The sequence below is a fragment of the Vitreoscilla massiliensis genome, assembly GCF_001457815.1.
Taxonomy (GTDB): domain Bacteria; phylum Pseudomonadota; class Gammaproteobacteria; order Burkholderiales; family Neisseriaceae; genus Vitreoscilla; species Vitreoscilla massiliensis.
In genome coordinates, this window is sequence record NZ_LN898221.1 from 1,346,149 (window position 1) to 1,363,308 (window position 17,160).

General features: G+C 50.0%; 19 protein-coding genes. 4 read left to right on the forward strand and 15 right to left on the reverse strand.

Annotated elements, in window-relative coordinates:
* Positions 1–36: 36 nt before the first annotated feature.
* The 8 genes from BN3003_RS17875 to truA form a co-directional block, all read right to left on the reverse strand.
* Positions 37–1,542 (reverse strand): tripartite tricarboxylate transporter permease, encoded by a 1,506-nt coding sequence (locus BN3003_RS17875; RefSeq protein WP_058357967.1) that lies wholly within the window; start codon positions 1,540–1,542, stop codon positions 37–39.
* A gap of 30 nt (positions 1,543–1,572) precedes the next feature.
* The gene (locus BN3003_RS17880) at positions 1,573–2,007 is read right to left on the reverse strand and encodes a tripartite tricarboxylate transporter TctB family protein (RefSeq protein ID WP_058357968.1); all 435 of its coding nucleotides are present in this window, start codon (positions 2,005–2,007) and stop codon (positions 1,573–1,575) included.
* A gap of 63 nt (positions 2,008–2,070) precedes the next feature.
* Positions 2,071–3,063 carry a Bug family tripartite tricarboxylate transporter substrate binding protein gene (locus BN3003_RS17885; protein ID WP_058357969.1) on the reverse strand — a complete coding sequence of 331 codons (993 nt, stop codon included), beginning with the start codon at positions 3,061–3,063 and terminating at the stop codon, positions 2,071–2,073.
* A gap of 820 nt (positions 3,064–3,883) precedes the next feature.
* Positions 3,884–4,756: an acetyl-CoA carboxylase, carboxyltransferase subunit beta gene (gene accD, locus BN3003_RS17895; protein WP_058357971.1), complete on the reverse strand. Its 873-nt coding sequence runs from the start codon at positions 4,754–4,756 to the stop codon at positions 3,884–3,886.
* Positions 4,757–4,766: 10 nt separating this feature from the next.
* Positions 4,767–5,561, reverse strand: a complete 795-nt coding sequence (trpA, locus tag BN3003_RS17900; RefSeq protein WP_058357972.1) for a tryptophan synthase subunit alpha — start codon at positions 5,559–5,561, stop codon at positions 4,767–4,769.
* A 22-nt stretch (positions 5,562–5,583) separates the two neighbouring features.
* On the reverse strand, positions 5,584–6,786 hold the full coding sequence (gene trpB / locus BN3003_RS17905) for a tryptophan synthase subunit beta (RefSeq protein ID WP_058357973.1): 1,203 nt from the start codon (positions 6,784–6,786) through the stop codon (positions 5,584–5,586).
* Positions 6,761–7,393, reverse strand: a complete 633-nt coding sequence (locus tag BN3003_RS17910; protein ID WP_058357974.1) for a phosphoribosylanthranilate isomerase — start codon at positions 7,391–7,393, stop codon at positions 6,761–6,763. The genes trpB and BN3003_RS17910 overlap by 26 nt, the downstream gene beginning before the upstream one ends.
* Positions 7,390–8,193: a tRNA pseudouridine(38-40) synthase TruA gene (truA, locus tag BN3003_RS17915; protein ID WP_058357975.1), complete on the reverse strand. Its 804-nt coding sequence runs from the start codon at positions 8,191–8,193 to the stop codon at positions 7,390–7,392. Before truA ends, BN3003_RS17910 begins: the two co-directional genes overlap by 4 nt.
* A 100-nt stretch (positions 8,194–8,293) precedes the next feature.
* On the opposite strand from truA, the gene ubiG reads away from it, so the two are divergent.
* A complete protein-coding gene (gene ubiG / locus BN3003_RS17920) occupies positions 8,294–9,022 on the forward strand; it encodes a bifunctional 2-polyprenyl-6-hydroxyphenol methylase/3-demethylubiquinol 3-O-methyltransferase UbiG (protein ID WP_058357976.1) in 729 nt (242 codons plus the stop codon).
* A gap of 190 nt (positions 9,023–9,212) precedes the next feature.
* The gene (locus BN3003_RS17925; protein WP_058357977.1) at positions 9,213–9,521 is read left to right on the forward strand and encodes a hypothetical protein; all 309 of its coding nucleotides are present in this window, start codon (positions 9,213–9,215) and stop codon (positions 9,519–9,521) included.
* Positions 9,522–9,614: 93 nt separating this feature from the next.
* Here BN3003_RS17925 and pncC read toward each other — a convergent pair whose 3' ends face one another.
* From pncC to orn, 3 genes are read right to left on the reverse strand one after another with little or no spacing between them, the layout of a single operon-like run.
* Positions 9,615–10,088 carry a nicotinamide-nucleotide amidase gene (gene pncC / locus BN3003_RS17930; RefSeq protein WP_058357978.1) on the reverse strand — a complete coding sequence of 158 codons (474 nt, stop codon included), beginning with the start codon at positions 10,086–10,088 and terminating at the stop codon, positions 9,615–9,617.
* Entirely contained in the window at positions 10,054–11,718 is a 1,665-nt protein-coding gene (pgi, locus tag BN3003_RS17935; RefSeq protein WP_058357979.1) for a glucose-6-phosphate isomerase, read from the reverse strand. Before pgi ends, pncC begins: the two co-directional genes overlap by 35 nt.
* Before the next feature lies 1 nt (position 11,719).
* Positions 11,720–12,268: an oligoribonuclease gene (gene orn / locus BN3003_RS17940; protein WP_058357980.1), complete on the reverse strand. Its 549-nt coding sequence runs from the start codon at positions 12,266–12,268 to the stop codon at positions 11,720–11,722.
* Positions 12,269–12,386: 118 nt separating this feature from the next.
* Between orn and BN3003_RS17945 the strand changes: the two genes are divergently transcribed.
* Together BN3003_RS17945 and rsgA are read left to right on the forward strand one after the other, a co-directional pair.
* Complete coding sequence (locus BN3003_RS17945; protein WP_058357981.1) at positions 12,387–13,637, forward strand: M48 family metallopeptidase; 1,251 nt, start codon at positions 12,387–12,389, stop codon at positions 13,635–13,637.
* Positions 13,637–14,500 (forward strand): ribosome small subunit-dependent GTPase A, encoded by an 864-nt coding sequence (gene rsgA, locus BN3003_RS17950; RefSeq protein WP_058357982.1) that lies wholly within the window; start codon positions 13,637–13,639, stop codon positions 14,498–14,500. Before BN3003_RS17945 ends, rsgA begins: the two co-directional genes overlap by 1 nt.
* Before the next feature lie 419 nt (positions 14,501–14,919).
* Here the strand turns inward: rsgA and BN3003_RS17955 are convergent, their stop codons facing one another.
* Genes BN3003_RS17955 through BN3003_RS17970 form a run of 4 tightly spaced genes read right to left on the reverse strand, consistent with a single transcriptional unit; the run spans position 14,920 to position 17,143 of the window.
* Positions 14,920–15,696 carry a peptidylprolyl isomerase gene (locus tag BN3003_RS17955; protein ID WP_058357983.1) on the reverse strand — a complete coding sequence of 259 codons (777 nt, stop codon included), beginning with the start codon at positions 15,694–15,696 and terminating at the stop codon, positions 14,920–14,922.
* Positions 15,697–15,711: 15 nt separating this feature from the next.
* A complete protein-coding gene (locus BN3003_RS17960) occupies positions 15,712–16,575 on the reverse strand; it encodes a peptidyl-prolyl cis-trans isomerase (protein ID WP_058357984.1) in 864 nt (287 codons plus the stop codon).
* Positions 16,572–16,859: a BolA family protein gene (locus tag BN3003_RS17965; protein ID WP_058357985.1), complete on the reverse strand. Its 288-nt coding sequence runs from the start codon at positions 16,857–16,859 to the stop codon at positions 16,572–16,574. The genes BN3003_RS17960 and BN3003_RS17965 overlap by 4 nt, the downstream gene beginning before the upstream one ends.
* Positions 16,856–17,143 carry a YciI family protein gene (locus tag BN3003_RS17970; RefSeq protein ID WP_058357986.1) on the reverse strand — a complete coding sequence of 96 codons (288 nt, stop codon included), beginning with the start codon at positions 17,141–17,143 and terminating at the stop codon, positions 16,856–16,858. The genes BN3003_RS17965 and BN3003_RS17970 overlap by 4 nt, the downstream gene beginning before the upstream one ends.
* Positions 17,144–17,160: the final 17 nt, after the last annotated feature.

Below are 17,160 nucleotides of genomic sequence, written 5' to 3' on the forward strand. Positions count from 1 at the left end.
CTGTGACAAGAACAACAGACTAGAAGCAGCTACGATTTATTCCATTACTTGGGTTTTGCGTTTGTTGCGCAAGGTGCGGTATATCGGCAACACGATCATCAAGGCCGCCAAAGCCCACAAAGTCAATACGATGGGTCCTTGGAACAAGATGTTGATGTCACCATGCGAAATCGACAGCGCGCGGCGCAAATTCGACTCCATCATTTCTCCCAACACATAGCCCAAAATCAAGGCCGACAGCGGGAAATTCAGTTTGCGCATGCAATAACCCAAGATGCCCAAAGCCACCATCAATACCAAGTCAAAAGTATTGCTGTGAATGGCGTACACGCCGACAAAACTGACGGTAGCTATGGCCGGTATCAAGATGTAATTGGGGGTATTGAGCATTTTGGCAAACAAGCCCACCAATGGAATGTTCAAGATTAACAAAATCACATTACCGATGAACAAAGAAGCAATCAAACCCCACACAATGTCAGGCTGCTCAGTGAACAATTGTGGCCCTGGGGTGATGTTGTACAAAGTCAAGGCGCCCATCATCACCGCGGTGGTGCCCGAACCCGGCACACCCAGCGTCAACATCGGAATGAACGAGCCACAAGCAGAGGCATTGTTGGCCGCTTCAGGCGCAGCAATACCGCGCAAATCGCCTTCGCCAAACTTGCCGTCTTTACCCGCCAGTTTGCGCTCGGTGGTGTACGTCAAGGCACTGGCAATGGTTGCGCCCGCCCCCGGTAACACGCCGATGATGAAACCCATCACGGAGGCACGGATGGTGCTGACCATGGTGAACATCATTTCTTTGAAATTGAACAAAGTGCGTTTGCCTTGTGACATCACTTGCTGACCGGCATGGGTGTGTTCCAACATGATGAGGATTTCACTGATGCTGAAAAAACCGATTACAATGGTGGTGAATTGAATGCCGTCACTGAGATTGACCGAATCAAAGGTAAAACGGTACACCCCAGTCACCGCATCCACACCGACCATCGCCAAACCCAAACCCATCAACGCTGACACACCGGTTTTCACAGGTTGATCGCTGACCAAACCGCTCAAACAGGTCAGGGCAAACACCATCAGCACAAAATACTCAGCTGGGCCAAACGCAATCGCCCATTTCGCCAACATCGGCGCAAACAACACCACGCCCACTGTGGCAATCATGCTGCCCACGAAAGAGCTCCATGCCGATATCGACAAAGCGATGCCTGCCTTGCCCTGCTTGGCCAACGGATAGCCATCGAGGGTGGACATGATGGCCGCCGCATCTCCCGGTACGTTAATCAAAATCGCCGAAATGCGCCCGCCGTATTCACAACCCAAATACACCGCCGCCAACAATATCAGCGCACTTTCTGGCGCCAAACCCATGGCATAGGCAAATGGCAATAAAATCGCCACGCCATTGATGGGCCCCAAACCGGGCAACATGCCGACTATGGTGCCGATAAACGCACCAATCAAGGCAATCAACAGATTCTCAGGCAACATCGCCACCTGAAAACCGTGCATTAAATAGTTAAATACATCCATAACGGTTTTCCTTATTCAAATGTAATGCGCCTATAAGCCCATCGGCAACGGAACGTCTAAGAAACGGTCGAACAACACATACGAAGCCACACCCATCACCACACCGGCAATGATGCATTTCGTGTACGACCCACCAAACAAACGCCCCACCACAATGGCCATTAAGGCCGTTGAAACAGGAAAACCGATCATTTCAAACAACACTGCATACGCCATCATGGTCGCCATACAAATGGCGATTTTTTTACCCAACTCAGGGCTGAGGCCCAAATCGTCCTTATCAGCCAATTTGGCCGGCCTGAACACCAAGTAAATGCAGCACAATGCAAACAAAGACAAAATCAAAATCGGATATGGACGCGGGCCTATCGGATCATAGGCGATGGGCGCGGTATAGCCCCAAGCCAATACCAACAGTCCCAATGCCGCCAGTGCCAAGATTGCACTGAAGATACGCAATACCATGGGGATGTCCTTCACAAAAAAGTGGCTCACCGCCAGCGGCAAACCACTTAAATCAGGGGGGAATTATTTGCTTTGTAAATTGAACTCTTTAGACAAAGTCCGCATTTGCTTGGTTTGCTTGGTCACGTATTGGGTCAGCTCTTCTCCGGTTAAAGAGAAAGGCAACAAATCCCGTTGGCCACGCAATTGTTCAAATTTGGGATCTTTCATCATGGTTTCAAAAGATTTTTTCCACCAGTTGTAAGATTCATCGCTGACTTTAGGTCCCATGTAATAGCCACGTATCACCGGCCATTCAATGTCATAACCTTGCTCTTTCGCCGTAGGCACATCGGCAAACTTGCCCGGCAAGCGCTCAGGCGAGAATACCGCCAACACACGCACTTTCTTCGATTCCACATAGGGGCCCATTTCGGCAATACCGGCACTCACGACTTGAATGTGATTGCCCATCACCGAAGTCACCGCCTCACCGCCGCCTTCTAAGGCCACATACGTCATGTTTTTCGGGTCTATGCCGGCGGCTTTGGCCAACATTGCCGTTTGCATCCAGTCTTGGCCACCGACACTGCCACCGGCACCAAAACTTACCTTGGCCGGATCGGTTTTCAGCGCTTTGACCAAGTCTTCGAGGGTTTTGAATGGAGAATCGGCATTGACGGCCACCATGCCATAGTCGGTGCCGACACCGGCCAGCCAGCGCACGTCTTTTTCAGAGTATTGACCGAATTTGCCTTGCGCCAAATTCAACAAAGAGCCAGTTGAAAATGCCACGATGGCATCGTTATTGGCAGGATCGTTGGCCACAATTTTGTTATACGCCACCGCACCCACACCACCAGGCATGTAAGTCACACGCATCGGTTCACCAAATTTATTGATGTCTTTCAATGCTTGTTGTGCCAATTTACACGTCAAATCAAAACCACCGCCCGGTTTGGCTGGGGCGATGCATTCAGGCCGCTTGGGAGCACCTGCTTCGGTTTTGCCTTTATTACATCCGACTAATGCCGTGGCCATCACCACCACAGCCAAGCACTGATATGATTTACTCATCTGGTCTCCAATCAAAGACATATTTTGAATTTTTCTGTGCGTGTCTTATTGGGCTGGCAAGCCGCCGCACCCAAAACAATTCCAATTTTCGTTAATGTTTTTTAAGTTGCGAAAATCCACTTTTGGAATTGTTAGTGGTTAGACCAGATGCAAACAGAGGAGAGTGTGTGAGAATAATTTCATTGTTTTTTTAAATTAAAAGCTCAGTCATATTAAAATAAATATTTATACTCAAAATGAATCAAAATATTCAGTTCAATTGAAATCAATGCTCAAAACCCATAGTGACTGATATTTTTTACAGGCCGCACAATTTCAAACTCAGATATTAATAAATTGACGCATTGCCACAATTACCGCTGTATTTGAGCTATTGACTGCGCTTTTTCTGCCCCAAACCATGTAAATTTACACTTTATGGTGGAACTCAAACCCGCACACTGGCTGAAAAATTTTTTACAAATGGCTTACAGGCCGCCTTTTGGAGCTGAAAAAATGCCGTTAACTGGCTGCATATTTTTTCAAACTTCCTGTGATGAAGCGTTTCAAAATGCCATACATGTGTATTTTGCTGTGGATACCGATGAGCATTTCAGTCACCCAATCTCGCCTCTAACCGTGAGACGTTACCACCATAGTCGGCATTGCGACTGTTCATTTGAATAGCTGCCCACTGCTGCCACAGCACAGTCATCTGTAAGAGTGTCCTGCCTCTCATCAACCACACTGTAGGCCATACCCTTGATTGACTGAGTACAAAAAAGCGGCCTGTAAACATTTACAGGCCGCTTGGGATGGTTTGCTGACTTAATAAAATCGCTTACGCCACTTTTATCGCATCGCTGCGATTCAATAAGGTCAATAAGTCTACCAAACCTTGCTTCATCTCACGACGGTCAACGATTTGGTCGATGGCGCCTTTTTCCAGCAGAAATTCGGCACGTTGGAAGCCTTCTGGCAAGGTTTCGCGCACAGTTTGTTCAATCACGCGCGGACCTGCAAAACCAATCAAGGCATTCGGCTCGGCCAACACCACATCGCCCAAGAAGGCGAAACTGGCCGACACACCGCCCATGGTAGGGTCGGTTAAAACCGAGATGTATGGCAATTTTTTATCCGCGAGCAAATGCAAAGCCGCTGAGGTTTTGGTCATTTGCATCAAAGAATTCAAGCCTTCTTGCATGCGCGCGCCACCGGAAGCAGCCACACAAATAAAGGCACAATTCAAGCGCACGGCTTCGCGCACGCCGCGCACAAAGCGCTCGCCCACCACCGAGCCCATAGAGCCACCGATGAATTTGAATTCAAACGCGGCAATCACCACCGGCAAACCGCCCATTTTGCCACTCATCACCACCATGGCATCGTCTTCGCCAGTAGCTTTGCGCGCCGCAGTCAATTTGTCTGGATACTTTTTACTGTCTTTAAACTTCAAGATGTCGACAGGTTTGACGCTGGCGCCGATTTCTTGGCGGCCGTCTGCGTCCAACATGATGTTCAAGCGTTCGCGCGCACTGATGGCATGGTGGTGGCCACATTTTGGGCACACTTGCATGTTTTGTTGCAAATCAGTGGCATACAATACCGCTGCACACGATGGACATTTCACCCACAAACCTTCAGGCACAGACGAACGGTTGCTGTTGTCTTTGCTTTTGATTTTGGGTGGTAAAATTTTGTCTAACCAACTCACGTCAGTCCCCTTATACCGCTGTTTGCACAGCTTGGTTCAATTCTTTAACAATTGCTGCTACTGCAGTCGTCTCTTGTTTGGGATGGTCTTCAATCGCTTGGACCAAACGGCTACCCACAATCACTGCATCGGCCACGGCAGCAACGGCGCGGGCACTGTCGGCATCACGGATACCAAAGCCCACACCGACTGGCAATGGCACATATTGTTTGATGAGGGCAACTTGCTTCGCTACCGCGGCCACATCCAAGTTGGCGGCACCGGTCACCCCGTTCAAAGAGACGTAGTATACAAAACCACTGGCCTCCTGAGCAATTGCTTGTATGCGTTCTGGCGGCGTTACCGGCGAAATCAAGAAAATACAGTCGATGCCAGCGGGTTTTAAGTGTTGATTTAACGCTGAAATTTCTTCAATCGGGCAATCGACGGTTAACACGCCATCCACGCCCGCAGCCGCAGCCGCTTGCGCAAATTCGGCATAACCCATGCGGTGTATGGGATTCAAATAGCCCATTAACATCACCGGTGTGGTGGTATTGGTCTGTCTGAATTCACTCACCACTTGCAACACATTGCGCAAGGAAATGCCGCGCTCCACCGCACGGGTAGCCGCACGTTGAATGACCACACCATCGGCCGATGGATCGGAAAATGGCACGCCCAATTCAATGATGTCGGCACCGTTGTCCACCAAGGTGTGCATCAATTGCAAAGTCGTACCCAAGTCTGGATCGCCCGCTGTGATGTAAGGTATCAAGGCTTTTTTTTGATTTAAGGCAGCAAATACTGCACTGATTCTGCTCATGTCGTCTCTCTTTACAGGCCGCTTAATCGATCACAATGTTGCGCAAAGTCGCAACCGTATTGATGTCTTTGTCACCACGACCAGACAGATTCACCAAGATGACTTGGTCTTTGCTCATTTTTGGCGCTTCGCGTACTGCCCAAGCCACGGCATGGCTGCTTTCCAAAGCAGGGATGATGCCCTCTTTGCTGCACAACAAATCAAATGCCGCCATCGCTTCGTCGTCGTCGACCACATCGTAAGTGACTTGACCGCTGTCTTTTAAATAACTGTGCTCAGGGCCCACACCAGGGTAATCCAAACCCGCGGAAATCGAATGTGTGGCCAATACTTGGCCGTTTTCGTCTTGCATCAAATAGCTGCGGAAGCCATGCAATACGCCCGGTGTGCCCGCGTTCAAAGGCGCCGCATGTTCACCTGTGGCCAAACCGCGACCAGCCGGTTCTATGCCCACCAATTTCACTTGTGGCTCAGACAAATACGGATGGAATAAACCGATGGCATTGGAACCACCGCCGACACAGGCCACGGCCACATCGGGTTGTCGACCAATTAATGCTGGCATTTGCACCTTGGCTTCTTCACCAATCACGCATTGGAAATCGCGCACGATTTGCGGATATGGATGCGGGCCAGCGGCCGTACCCAAAATGTAAAACGTGGTATCCACATTCGACACCCAATCGCGCATGGCTTCGTTCAACGCGTCTTTCAAGGTTTTGGAACCGCTATCTACTGGTACCACGGTTGCGCCCAATAATTTCATCCGAAACACATTTGGCATTTGGCGCTTGATGTCTTCGCTGCCCATGTAAACCACGCATTCCATGCCAAACAGCGCTGCCACAGTGGCACTGGCCACGCCGTGTTGACCGGCACCGGTTTCGGCAATCACGCGTTTTTTGCCCATGCGCTTGGCCAATAAGGCCTGACCCAAGGCATTGTTGACCTTGTGTGCACCAGTATGGTTCAAGTCTTCGCGTTTCAAATAAATTTGGGCGCCGCCCACATGTTCGCTCAAGCGTTTGGCGTAATAGCAAGGGCTGGGACGGCCAACATAGTGACTCAGATAGTAATCCAGCTCTTTTTGAAATTCAGGGTCGGCTTGGGCTGCTGCGTAAGCCTGTTTTAATTCTTGCAGTGCAGGAATAAGGGTTTCCGCGGCAAACACGCCACCATATTCGCCAAACCAACCGCGTTCATTGGGTAAATTCTGTTCCTGCACGTTTTGCTCCTTGTATGAATTCACGCATTTTTGCTGCGTCTTTAATGCCTTTTGCGGCTTCTACCCCACTGGAAACATCCACCGCCAGTGCTCGGGTTTGTGTCACCGCGTCAGCGATATTAGCGGGGTGTAAGCCACCCGACAAGACCCAAGCCTGTTTTAAATCACTGGGCAACATTCGCCAATCAAATGTTTCGCCCGTACCGCCATAGCTGCCAGCGACATGCGCATCAAACAATAAGGCACGAGCATCGGGGTAATCCAATGCGGCCTGTACGATGTCGGCAGCGCTGTTGACGCGCACGGCTTTGATGTACGGGCGCTTGAATTGGCGGCAATAGTCAGCGCTTTCATCGCCATGAAACTGCAAGATGTCTAGCGGCACTTGCGCCAACACTTGTTCGACTTCTGCGGCACTGGCATTGACGAACAAACCGACAATGCTGGTAAACGCCGGAATGTGCGCGGCAATCGCCGCCGCTTGCTCGATACTGACAAAACGTGGGCTTTGGGCATAAAACACCAAGCCTAAAGCATCAGCGCCCAAAGCCACCGCTTGTTTGGCATCTTCCTCACGGGTAATACCGCAAATTTTGACTCGCGTCATGTTGTTTGTCCCCACAACCAAGCCGGTATGGTGGCACGAGGCACACCAAAATGCTCGGGATAATCGACACCGGTTAAATACAAACCATCGGGCATGAAGGTCGGCGGCGCCAAAGTGCGGTCTTTGGCCGCCAATAAGGCGGCGAAATCCGCCACACTGAGCTTGCCATAACCAACATACACCAAAGCGCCGACCAAATTGCGCACCATGTGGTGCAAAAACGCATTGGCCTGAAAATCAAAACACACCATGCTGTCATGGCTGTGAATGTTGACGCTGTACATGGTTTTAATCGGTGATTTGGCCTGACACTCAGATGCCCGAAAGCTGGAAAAATCATGTTCCCCCACCAAGCATACCGCCGCTTGCTGCATTGCAGCAACACTCAAATCGCGAAATGCCCAACCGACTTTACCGGCCAAGATGACTGGACGCACCGCTTCATTGCACAACACATAACGGTAAGAGCGGCGATAGGCATCAAAACGGGCACTGAATTCGGGTGACACCTCATAAGCGGCCTGTACGGCCACACTGCTGGGCAAATGGGCATTGATGCCACGCACCCACGCCGACAAAGGCCGTGTGGCAGTGGTGTCAAAATGCACCACTTGCGCCGTGGCGTGCACGCCGGTATCGGTGCGACCGGCAACAATGGTGGCGACCGGATGCAGGGCGATTTTGGCCAAGGCGTGTTCTAAAACGGTTTGTACGGTGGGAACACCAGCGGGTTGCACTTGCCAGCCATTAAAAGCGCTGCCGTCATAGTGCAAAATCAGGGCGATACGGGTAGTAGACATGGGTTTATTTTACCTGAAAGCAACGGCATGGTCTGTAGCAAGCCCACAAATGATGGTGCATGCCTTATAATGGCTGCGATAAAGTTTAAGGATAACCACCATGTCTGAGCACAGTACGCACGTCAATGTCGACCCCAGTGAAATCGATAAATTCAGCCAATTGGCGCACAAATGGTGGGATGAAGAAAGCGAATTCAAACCACTGCACAAAATCAACCCTTTGCGTTTGCAATACATTGATGGTTATGCCCAATTGAATGGCAAACAAGTGGTCGATGTCGGTTGCGGTGGCGGCATTTTGACCGAAGCCTTGACCAAAAGTGGCGCTACTACTTTAGGTGTAGATTTGGCGGAAAAATCGCTGAAAATCGCGCAGTTGCACGCTCTGGAAACCGAATTACAAAACGTGTCTTACCGCTGTGTCAGCGTCGAAGACTTGGCGGCAGAACAAGCCGGACAATACGATGTGGTCACCTGCATGGAAATGATGGAACACGTGCCCGACCCTGCCAGCGTCATCCGCTCGTGTGCGCAATTGGCCAAAGACGATGGCTGGGTGTTTTTCTCTACCATCAATCGCAACCCGAAAGCCTATGCCCAAACCATCTTGGCAGCCGAATACATCATGGGCTTGTTACCACGCGGCACCCACGATTACAAAAAATTTGTCACCCCTGCCGAAATGGCGCGCATGTGTCGCCAAGCTGGGCTGGAAATCGTCAATTTCACCGGTTTTACCTACAACCCACTGAGCAATGTCTACAGTTTGTGCGACAGCATAGACGTCAATTACATGGCAGCATGTCGCAAAACAGCATTGGTTTTATAAAACACCTACCGTTAGGATAAAAAAGCGGCCTGTAAACGATTACAGGCCGCTTTTTCATTATTCTAAATCAATACACGCATGCTTATTGCTTCAAAAATCTGCACTATTGGTATATCTTACACTAAAGACACTTAACTCTATTTATCAAATAAGTAATACCTGCTAGCAAGTGGTGCTGAAGGAGACTGACATGATTTTAATCGCAGCCATGTTGTTGTGTGCATGGATACAAACCCACAATGACAACACTTCGGCTTGGGTGTATGCCGCAGTTCTGGCCTTGGGCAATGCCGCCTTCGCCATCTTCACCGGTGGGGATTTGGTCGCCAATGCCATTTTTGCTGGCATCTTGTTTTTGTATTTGTGGCTGTATTATTTCTTATTGGATTATTTCTCAGAAAGTGTGATTGGATGGTGGGCCATCTTATTGCTGGGCGCTGCCGGCATGTACTTGGCACCACTGGCGTTGATGTCGCTCATCAGCAAATTCGTGCAATAATGCTTGCTTAAAATAAAAACAGCCTGCATAAACAGGCTGTTTTTATTTTGTCTGACTCAGACAAACCAAGTCGTGCGTAAAACAAACGCTGAATTAATCCAATTTCGATGCCAACAATTGAATGGCATATTGCACCGCTTGTGCTCTGATTTGGTCACGCTCACCATTAAACAATTTGGATTCTGCCCAAATGCGTTTCTTACTGGCCAAACCAAACCACACCAAACCCACGGGTTTGTCTTCGCTACCGCCGCTTGGTCCAGCGATGCCGCTGATGCTTAAGGCGTAATCGGCCTTGCTGGAAATCAACGCACCCAGCGCCATTTCACGCACCACTTCTTCACTGACAGCACCGTAATGCGCCAAAGTGGTGGGATTCACATTCAGCAATTGTTGTTTGGCCTCATTGCTGTAAGTGACAAACCCCATGTCAAACCAAGCCGAGCTGCCTGGTAAACGGGTCAGATTGGCCGCCAACAAGCCACCGGTGCACGACTCGGCACAGGTGACTTTGAGGTTTTGACTGGCCAAATTAGTGGCCAAGTTCTGCAGTTGTTGTTGAAACATGATGCTCCCGAAAATATGAGATTAAGGCCAAGGTCGACGCATCGTGCTGCGCGTCTCCCTGTCCTGCTAATTCTGGTTCTATGGTTTTGGCCAACACTTTGCCGTATTCCACACCCCATTGGTCAAATGAATTGATGTCCCAAATCACCCCTTGCACAAACACCTTGTGTTCGTACATGGCTATGAGCATGCCCAAGCTGTGCGGCGTGATGGCATCGACCAAGACAGACGTGGTCGGCTGATTGCCGGCAAACACTTTTTGCGCCGCCAATTGCGTGTCTTTGCCGGCCTGTAACAATTCTGTTTCCGCCTCCAACAAGGTTTTGCCGCGCATCAAGGCTTCGGTTTGGGCAAACGCATTCGCCACCAATACCTGATGTTGCTTGCCCAATGGGTAATGGCTGTTCATCGGCACGATAAAATCGCTGGGAATCAAACGCGAACCTTGGTGCAGCATTTGAAAATAAGCGTGTTGGCAATTCACCCCTTGGCTGCCCCAAATAATCGGGCCAGTCGCACATTCCACTGGCAAGTCTTGCTGGGTCACATTCTTGCCATTGCTTTCCATATCAAGCTGTTGCAAGTATTCGGTGAGTGCGCGCATGCCGTAATCATATGGTATCACCGCATGACTGTGGGCATCAAAGAAATTGTTATACCACACCCCGATCAAGGCCAATAACACCGGTACATTGTGCCGCCACGGTTGCTGCAAAAAATGCTCATCCATGGCACGAGCGCCCGCCAAAAACTGCATAAAGCCAGCGCGCCCTATCGCACACATCACCGGCAAACCGATGGTAGACCACACCGAATAACGGCCACCGACCCAGTCAAACATCTTAAACACATGGCGATTGTCGATGCCAAACGCAGATGTGGCCTGTAAATTGGTGGAAATGGCGACAAAATGCGGCGCGATGGCGTCTAAATCCCAACCGGTTTGCGCCAATAACCACTGCTTGGCCGCTTCGGCATTGAGCAAGGTTTCTGGCGTGGTAAACGATTTACTGGCGATGATGAACAAAGTGGTTTCGGCACGCAAATCCTGCAAGGTTTGCGCCAGATGCGCACCATCAACGTTAGACACAAAGCGCACTTGCACGCCAGCATCGGCATAGCTTTGCAAGGCTTCCACCACCATTTTCGGCCCCAAATCCGAACCACCAATGCCAATGTTCACCACATGGCGGATGCGTTCACCACTGTGACCGACATGCTCGCCACTGCGCACACGTTCGGCAAAGGCCAAAGCCTCATCCAAAGCGGCATAGGCTTGCGCCACCACATTGACACCATCCACTTCGATGACTGCCTCGCGTGGCTGTCGCAGCGCCGTGTGCAATACCGCACGGTGTTCGCTGAGGTTGATTTTGTCGCCCGCAAACATGCGCTCGCGCCACTGTGCCAAATCGGCTGCATCGGCCAACTCGGTCAACAATTGCAAGGTCTCATCGGTGATGCGGTTTTTACTGAAATCGACCAACATGCCATCCAAACGCTCATGCATGCGCGCAAAACGCCCATGGTCTTGTTCAAACCAATGGCGCATGTGCGCGTCGGCAATGTGCTCATGGTGCACCAATAAATGCGCCCATGCGGGGGTTTGGGTGATGTCGAATCCCGGCATGCTAGTCCTTTAAGCGCAAAAAATGGTCGCGGTAATGGCGCATTTCTTCAATGCTTTCTTCAATGTCGGCCAAAGCTTGGTGCGCGCCTTTTTTGACCACGCCTTTGGCCACTTCTGGGTGCCAGCGTTTGGCCAATTCTTTTAAGGTCGACACATCCAAATTGCGGTAATGGAAATAGGCTTCCAATTTTGGCATGTATTTCTGCATAAAGCGGCGGTCTTGGTGTACCGAGTTGCCACACATCGGTGAGGCTTTTTCAGGCACGTATTCGGCCATAAACGCCAGCAATTGCGCCTCAACATCGGCCTCGCTCAATGTCGATGCTTTCACACGCTCGACCAAACCGGTGCGCGTGTGCGTGGCAGTATTCCATTCGTCCATCGCGGCCAATAAGGCATCGCTTTGGTGTACCACCAATACTGGTGATTGCGCCAAGATGTTCAAATTGGTGTCGGTGACGATCATCGCGGCCTCGATAATCCGTTCTTTATCGGCATCCAAACCGGTCATTTCCAAATCCAACCACACCAAATTACTTGCGTCCATCATGTTTTTTCCTTATTTAAGTGGGCTATTTTGCCGCAGCCACACCGTCATATCAAGCAATGCGCATGCGCGTAAGTAATCATGCGATAATGCGCTCACTCTTATTTTTGTGTGGCCACCCATGCTTACAGGCTATTTTTTACTGTTTTTTGTCGTCAGTGTCTTGATTCAATTGTATTTGTCGATACGCCAAAGTTTGGCGGTGCGCAGCCACCGCAGCTTCGTACCTGAAGCTTTTGTGTCACAAGTGAGTTTGGCTGAGCACCAAAAAGCCGCCGACTACACTTTAGCCAAACAACGTTTACACCGTTATGAAATCCTGTTTCAGGCCGCTGTCTTGTTGCTGTGGACTTTGGCAGGCGGCCTGAACGTCATCGCCGCCATTGCGATCAAATGGCTGCCAAACACACCGGTGTTGCAAGGTGTGGTGTTAATCGGCTTGTTCACCCTCATCAGCGGCTGTTTGAGTTTGCCGTTCTCGCTCTACCGCACCTTCAAACTCGAAAGCCGCTTTGGCTTTAACCGCAGCACACTTGCCACGTTCATCGCCGACCAAGCCAAAGGCGTGTTTTTGGCCGCCATCATCGGCGCACCTTTGCTGTATCTGATTGTGTATTTGATGGGCGCAATGGGCAACACATGGTGGTTATATGTGTGGTTGGTGTGGGCAGGGTTTTCGCTGCTATTGATGTGGGCGTTTCCCAAATGGATTGCGCCTTTGTTCAATAAGTTTGAACCCATGCCCGAAGGCGGCCTGAAAACCCGCATCGAAGCCTTGCTCAGCCGCACTGGCTTTCACAGCAATGGCTTGTTTGTGATGGACGGCTCCAAACGCTCCGGCCATGGCAATGCCTATTTCACCGGTTTGGGACAGCAAAAACGCATTGTGTTTTTTGATACCTTATTGAAAGACTTGAACGACGGACAGGTCGAAGCTGTGCTGGCGCATGAATTGGGCCATTTCAAACACGGCCATGTGTTCAAACAAATCGCCATCAGTTTGGGACTGGGCTTATTGGTGTTGTATGTGTTGGGCGCTTTGCTGCAAATGCCTGATTTTGCTTTTTTCCAACAATTGGGCGTGCACTACCCCAGCCATGCCATGGCTTTATTGCTGTTTTTATTGGTGTTACCGGTGTTCACCTTCCCGTTTTCGCCTTTGTCCAGCATCATGTCGCGCAAAAATGAATACGAGGCCGACCGCTTTGCCGCGCGCAACAGCGATGCCCACGATTTAATCACCGCTTTGACCAAACTCTACCGCAGCAATGCCAGTACCCTCACCCCAGATGCTTGGTACTCACGCTTTTACGACTCACACCCCAATGCCAGCGAACGCATCGCGGCCTTGAACCAAGCAGGAAAACGCTGATGCAAACAGCACAAATCATCACCAGTTACGGTCGCCACTACATCGTGCGCGACGAACAAGGACAAACCTTTCAAGCCACCACCCGCAGCAAGCGCGTGGACTATGCTTGTGGCGACCGCGTCCACATCAAATCCATCAATGCTGAGCAAGTGGTCATCGAAGACTTTCTTGAGCGCAGCAGCTTGCTTTATCGCCAAGACGCGTTCAAAAGCAAACTCATCGCCGCCAATGTCACGCAATTGCTGATCGTGGTGGCCGCCGAACCGTCACCGAATGAAACCTTGGTACAACGCGCCTTGCTCGCCGCCGAAGCGGCGCACATCCAAGCCCACATCGTGCTCAACAAAGCCGATTTGGACGGCACGGCCAAATGGCGGCCTGTATTCCAATTCTATGCCGACTTGGGCTATGGCTTTAGCAGCCTCAGTGCCTTAGAAGGCGCGGAGGCATTGCATCCGATTTTACAAGGCCACAGCAATATCTTCTTAGGCCAATCCGGCATGGGCAAATCCACGTTGACCAATGCCATCTTGGGCGAAAACATCGCCCGCACCGGCGACATCTCGACTGCCTTGGATTCGGGCAAACACACCACCACCCATGCCCAACTGTATCAACTCGATGCCGACACCCAACTCATAGACTCACCCGGCTTACAAGCGTTTGGCTTGCACCATTTGGAGCGCGCCGATTTGCTGCATTACTTCCCCGATTTGCACCATTTAATCGGTCAATGCCGCTTTCACAATTGTACTCACCGCAATGAACCCAATTGCGCCGTCAAAAACGCCGCCGAAACCGGTGATATCGCGCCGCACCGTTTGCAATTCTTGCAAACCATTACCGACGAATTATCACGTTAAGCTGCTAACCATCATGATAAAAGCGGCCTGTAAAACAATTACAGGCCGCTTTTACATGTAAGTGCACATCTCATTGTGATACTTAAGCTGTGGTATGGATATATGCTCTTAACCACCCATTTAGCCAGCACAATCAGGCTATTTCCCTGTTCAGTGCACACCAGCTGCCCAGCAACACTGCCACTGCATCTGTCCTGCCACCTCATCAACTCCCACATACACTAGAGCGCTTGCACCCCATGCAAGCGCTCTAGTAGTTCCGTTTAAAACACAGTATTGACCATACCAGCGCTGATATAGCCCATGTATTACCCACACACTCATCCCAAGCATTCATATGCCATACCCATTAACACCCATACAAAAGCGGCCTGTAAACATTTACAGGCCGCTTCACTTGCTTTTAAGCTACAAAGTACTTATTGAGCTGGCGCCACTGGCGCTTCAGGAATCTCCAAGCCATTGGCTTTGAACAAGGCTTTCAATTGTTCTTCTACTTTGGCGTTTTTCGCTTCAGCAGCCAATTGGTCTTTGATTTGTTCAAATGCAGGCGCTTCTTTGCTGGCACGTTCGTCAGCCACACGGAACAAGTAGAACTTGCCTTCCAAGGCTACAGGCTCAGCCGTAATTTGACCTTTCACCAAGCCACGAATCTCGGCAGGGAATGAACCCATTTGTGCAGCAGGCCACCAATTGCCTTCCAAGTTTTGTTTTTGCTCAGGCAAAGACTTAGCCAAATCAGCAAAATTCGCGCCTTTTAACAACAATTGCTGCGCTTTTACCGCATCTTCTTTGCTGTTGAATTCAGCAAATTGCAATTTCAATTCGCGCGTCATTTCGCGGTATTTGGCTTGCAAATCGGCTTCACTGATGACGATGGTGTTTTTCAATTGTTCCACATAGGCTTCGGCATACACTTGCGATTCCAAGTTTTTCAACATCGCTTGAACTTCAGGTTTTTTGTCCAAACCTTGTTTCAACGCTTCTTGTTTCAAAATTTCTTGGCGTTGCAAAATTTGTTTCGCTTGCTCTTTGATTTGACCCAATTGTGCCGCTGGAATGGCTTGGCCTTGGTTCATTTGTTCAAACTGTTTGACCATGGCATCAACACGGGCATCTTCTACTGCAGGCACAGCAGCAACTGCCACACCCACCATGCATGCCATCACCATGGCAGCAATGCTTGCTTTTTTCATATCTTACAACCTTCTTTATTGTTTAATGTCTGCGTTTTGATACAACTGGCCAATGGCGTTGTTGATGCGCTCGTTGTTCAATTGATTCAAGATGGCAGGCTTCATTTTAGCAAATTCAGGCACATCCACGGCACGCTTGTCATCCACTTTGAATACCGCCCAGACGTTTTGCGCAGAAACTGCTTGCGAATACTGGCCTTTTTTCAATTTTGCGACTGCACCATAAACCAAAGGCGCTGACTCTTGCAAATCTTTCAATGGCATATAACGTGGGTTTACACCGCCGGTTTGTTTGGCCGCGCCATCAATGCTTTTGGCTTTGGCCACATCTGCAAAGCTTTGGCCTTTTTTCAAATCGGCCGTCACTGCTTTGGCATCAGCTTCATTGGCCACAAAGATTTCTGACAATTTCACTTCGTCCGTACCTTTGTAACGGGCTTGGTAATCATTGTAGAATTTTTGCGCATCGGCTTCAGTGGCTGGATTTTGGCTGACCACGTGGTACATATAGGTATCACTCAACAAATCGCGCTCGTAAGTGGCAAATTGTTGTTTGAAATTGGCTTGCTTGTCCGCACCTTGTTGTTTGGCAGCGGCGCGGGATTTTTCCAACGCGTCTTTATACGCAGCCGATTTTTCCAATTGCAGTTTTTTCGCTTCTTGGTTCACCAAAGTTTGCGTCACCATGCGGTTTAACAAACCAGCGCGCAATTGTTGGCTGTCTTGCACTTGGCCTTTGCTTTGTTCAGTAATCAATTGCACTTGCGTATCGATGGCTGAGCTGTCGATTTTTTCGCCATTCACAGTCACCAAAGTTTGAGCGTACGCAGATGTGGCAAAAGCCGCCATCAAGATGGCAGCTGTTAAAGTTGTTTTCATGCGAAATCTTTCTGTTGTGATTCAGACCATTCTTGTGGGCTTAAAGCCTTGATGCTCAAAGCGTGTATCTGCACGGGAAACAAGTCTTGTACCAAGGCATTGACCATGCGTTGGCGCGCCAAGCGATTCACACCATCAAACACAGTGCTGACGATGAACAAGGCATAATGACCGCCGCCTTTGTTGCCAGCATGGCCGATGTGATGGTGGCTCTCGTCTTCGCACACGCACACGCTCGGTTGCAGACTTTGCATGCGCGCTTCAATTTCAGCAACCAAACTCATAATGGCAAGGTGATGCGAAACGGTTTGATCAACACTTCTTCATACACACCTTCTAAGGCGAATGGGTCTTGGCCAGCCCAAGCTTCGGCCGCGTCCAAGCTGTCAAATTCAGCCACGATCAAGCTACCAGACACCCCTTCTTGCTCTGGATATGGGGTAGGACCTGCCAATACCAAACGGCCTTCCGCATTCATTTTTTCCAAGCGAGCCAAGTGGGCAGGACGATGTTGTTGGCGCAAAGCCGTGCTATCGTCTACATCAGTCGCTAAAATCATGTACAACATGTGTTTGTCCTTATCTT

Excerpts from the sequence above, each read along its gene's own strand:
- BN3003_RS17875 (WP_058357967.1), bottom strand. The coding sequence starts at position 1,542 with ATGGATGTATTTAACTATTTAATGCACGGTTTTCAGGTGGCGATGTTG.
- BN3003_RS17880 (WP_058357968.1), bottom strand. The coding sequence starts at position 2,007 with ATGGTATTGCGTATCTTCAGTGCAATCTTGGCACTGGCGGCATTGGGA.
- BN3003_RS17885 (WP_058357969.1), bottom strand. The coding sequence starts at position 3,063 with ATGAGTAAATCATATCAGTGCTTGGCTGTGGTGGTGATGGCCACGGCA.
- trpA (WP_058357972.1), bottom strand. The coding sequence starts at position 5,561 with ATGAGCAGAATCAGTGCAGTATTTGCTGCCTTAAATCAAAAAAAAGCC.
- BN3003_RS17910 (WP_058357974.1), bottom strand. The coding sequence starts at position 7,393 with ATGACGCGAGTCAAAATTTGCGGTATTACCCGTGAGGAAGATGCCAAA.
- truA (WP_058357975.1), bottom strand. The coding sequence starts at position 8,193 with ATGTCTACTACCCGTATCGCCCTGATTTTGCACTATGACGGCAGCGCT.
- ubiG (WP_058357976.1), top strand. The coding sequence starts at position 8,294 with ATGTCTGAGCACAGTACGCACGTCAATGTCGACCCCAGTGAAATCGAT.
- BN3003_RS17925 (WP_058357977.1), top strand. The coding sequence starts at position 9,213 with ATGATTTTAATCGCAGCCATGTTGTTGTGTGCATGGATACAAACCCAC.
- pncC (WP_058357978.1), bottom strand. The coding sequence starts at position 10,088 with ATGTTTCAACAACAACTGCAGAACTTGGCCACTAATTTGGCCAGTCAA.
- pgi (WP_058357979.1), bottom strand. The coding sequence starts at position 11,718 with ATGCCGGGATTCGACATCACCCAAACCCCCGCATGGGCGCATTTATTG.
- orn (WP_058357980.1), bottom strand. The coding sequence starts at position 12,268 with ATGATGGACGCAAGTAATTTGGTGTGGTTGGATTTGGAAATGACCGGT.
- BN3003_RS17945 (WP_058357981.1), top strand. The coding sequence starts at position 12,387 with ATGCTTACAGGCTATTTTTTACTGTTTTTTGTCGTCAGTGTCTTGATT.
- rsgA (WP_058357982.1), top strand. The coding sequence starts at position 13,637 with ATGCAAACAGCACAAATCATCACCAGTTACGGTCGCCACTACATCGTG.
- BN3003_RS17955 (WP_058357983.1), bottom strand. The coding sequence starts at position 15,696 with ATGAAAAAAGCAAGCATTGCTGCCATGGTGATGGCATGCATGGTGGGT.
- BN3003_RS17960 (WP_058357984.1), bottom strand. The coding sequence starts at position 16,575 with ATGAAAACAACTTTAACAGCTGCCATCTTGATGGCGGCTTTTGCCACA.
- BN3003_RS17965 (WP_058357985.1), bottom strand. The coding sequence starts at position 16,859 with ATGAGTTTGGTTGCTGAAATTGAAGCGCGCATGCAAAGTCTGCAACCG.
- BN3003_RS17970 (WP_058357986.1), bottom strand. The coding sequence starts at position 17,143 with ATGTTGTACATGATTTTAGCGACTGATGTAGACGATAGCACGGCTTTG.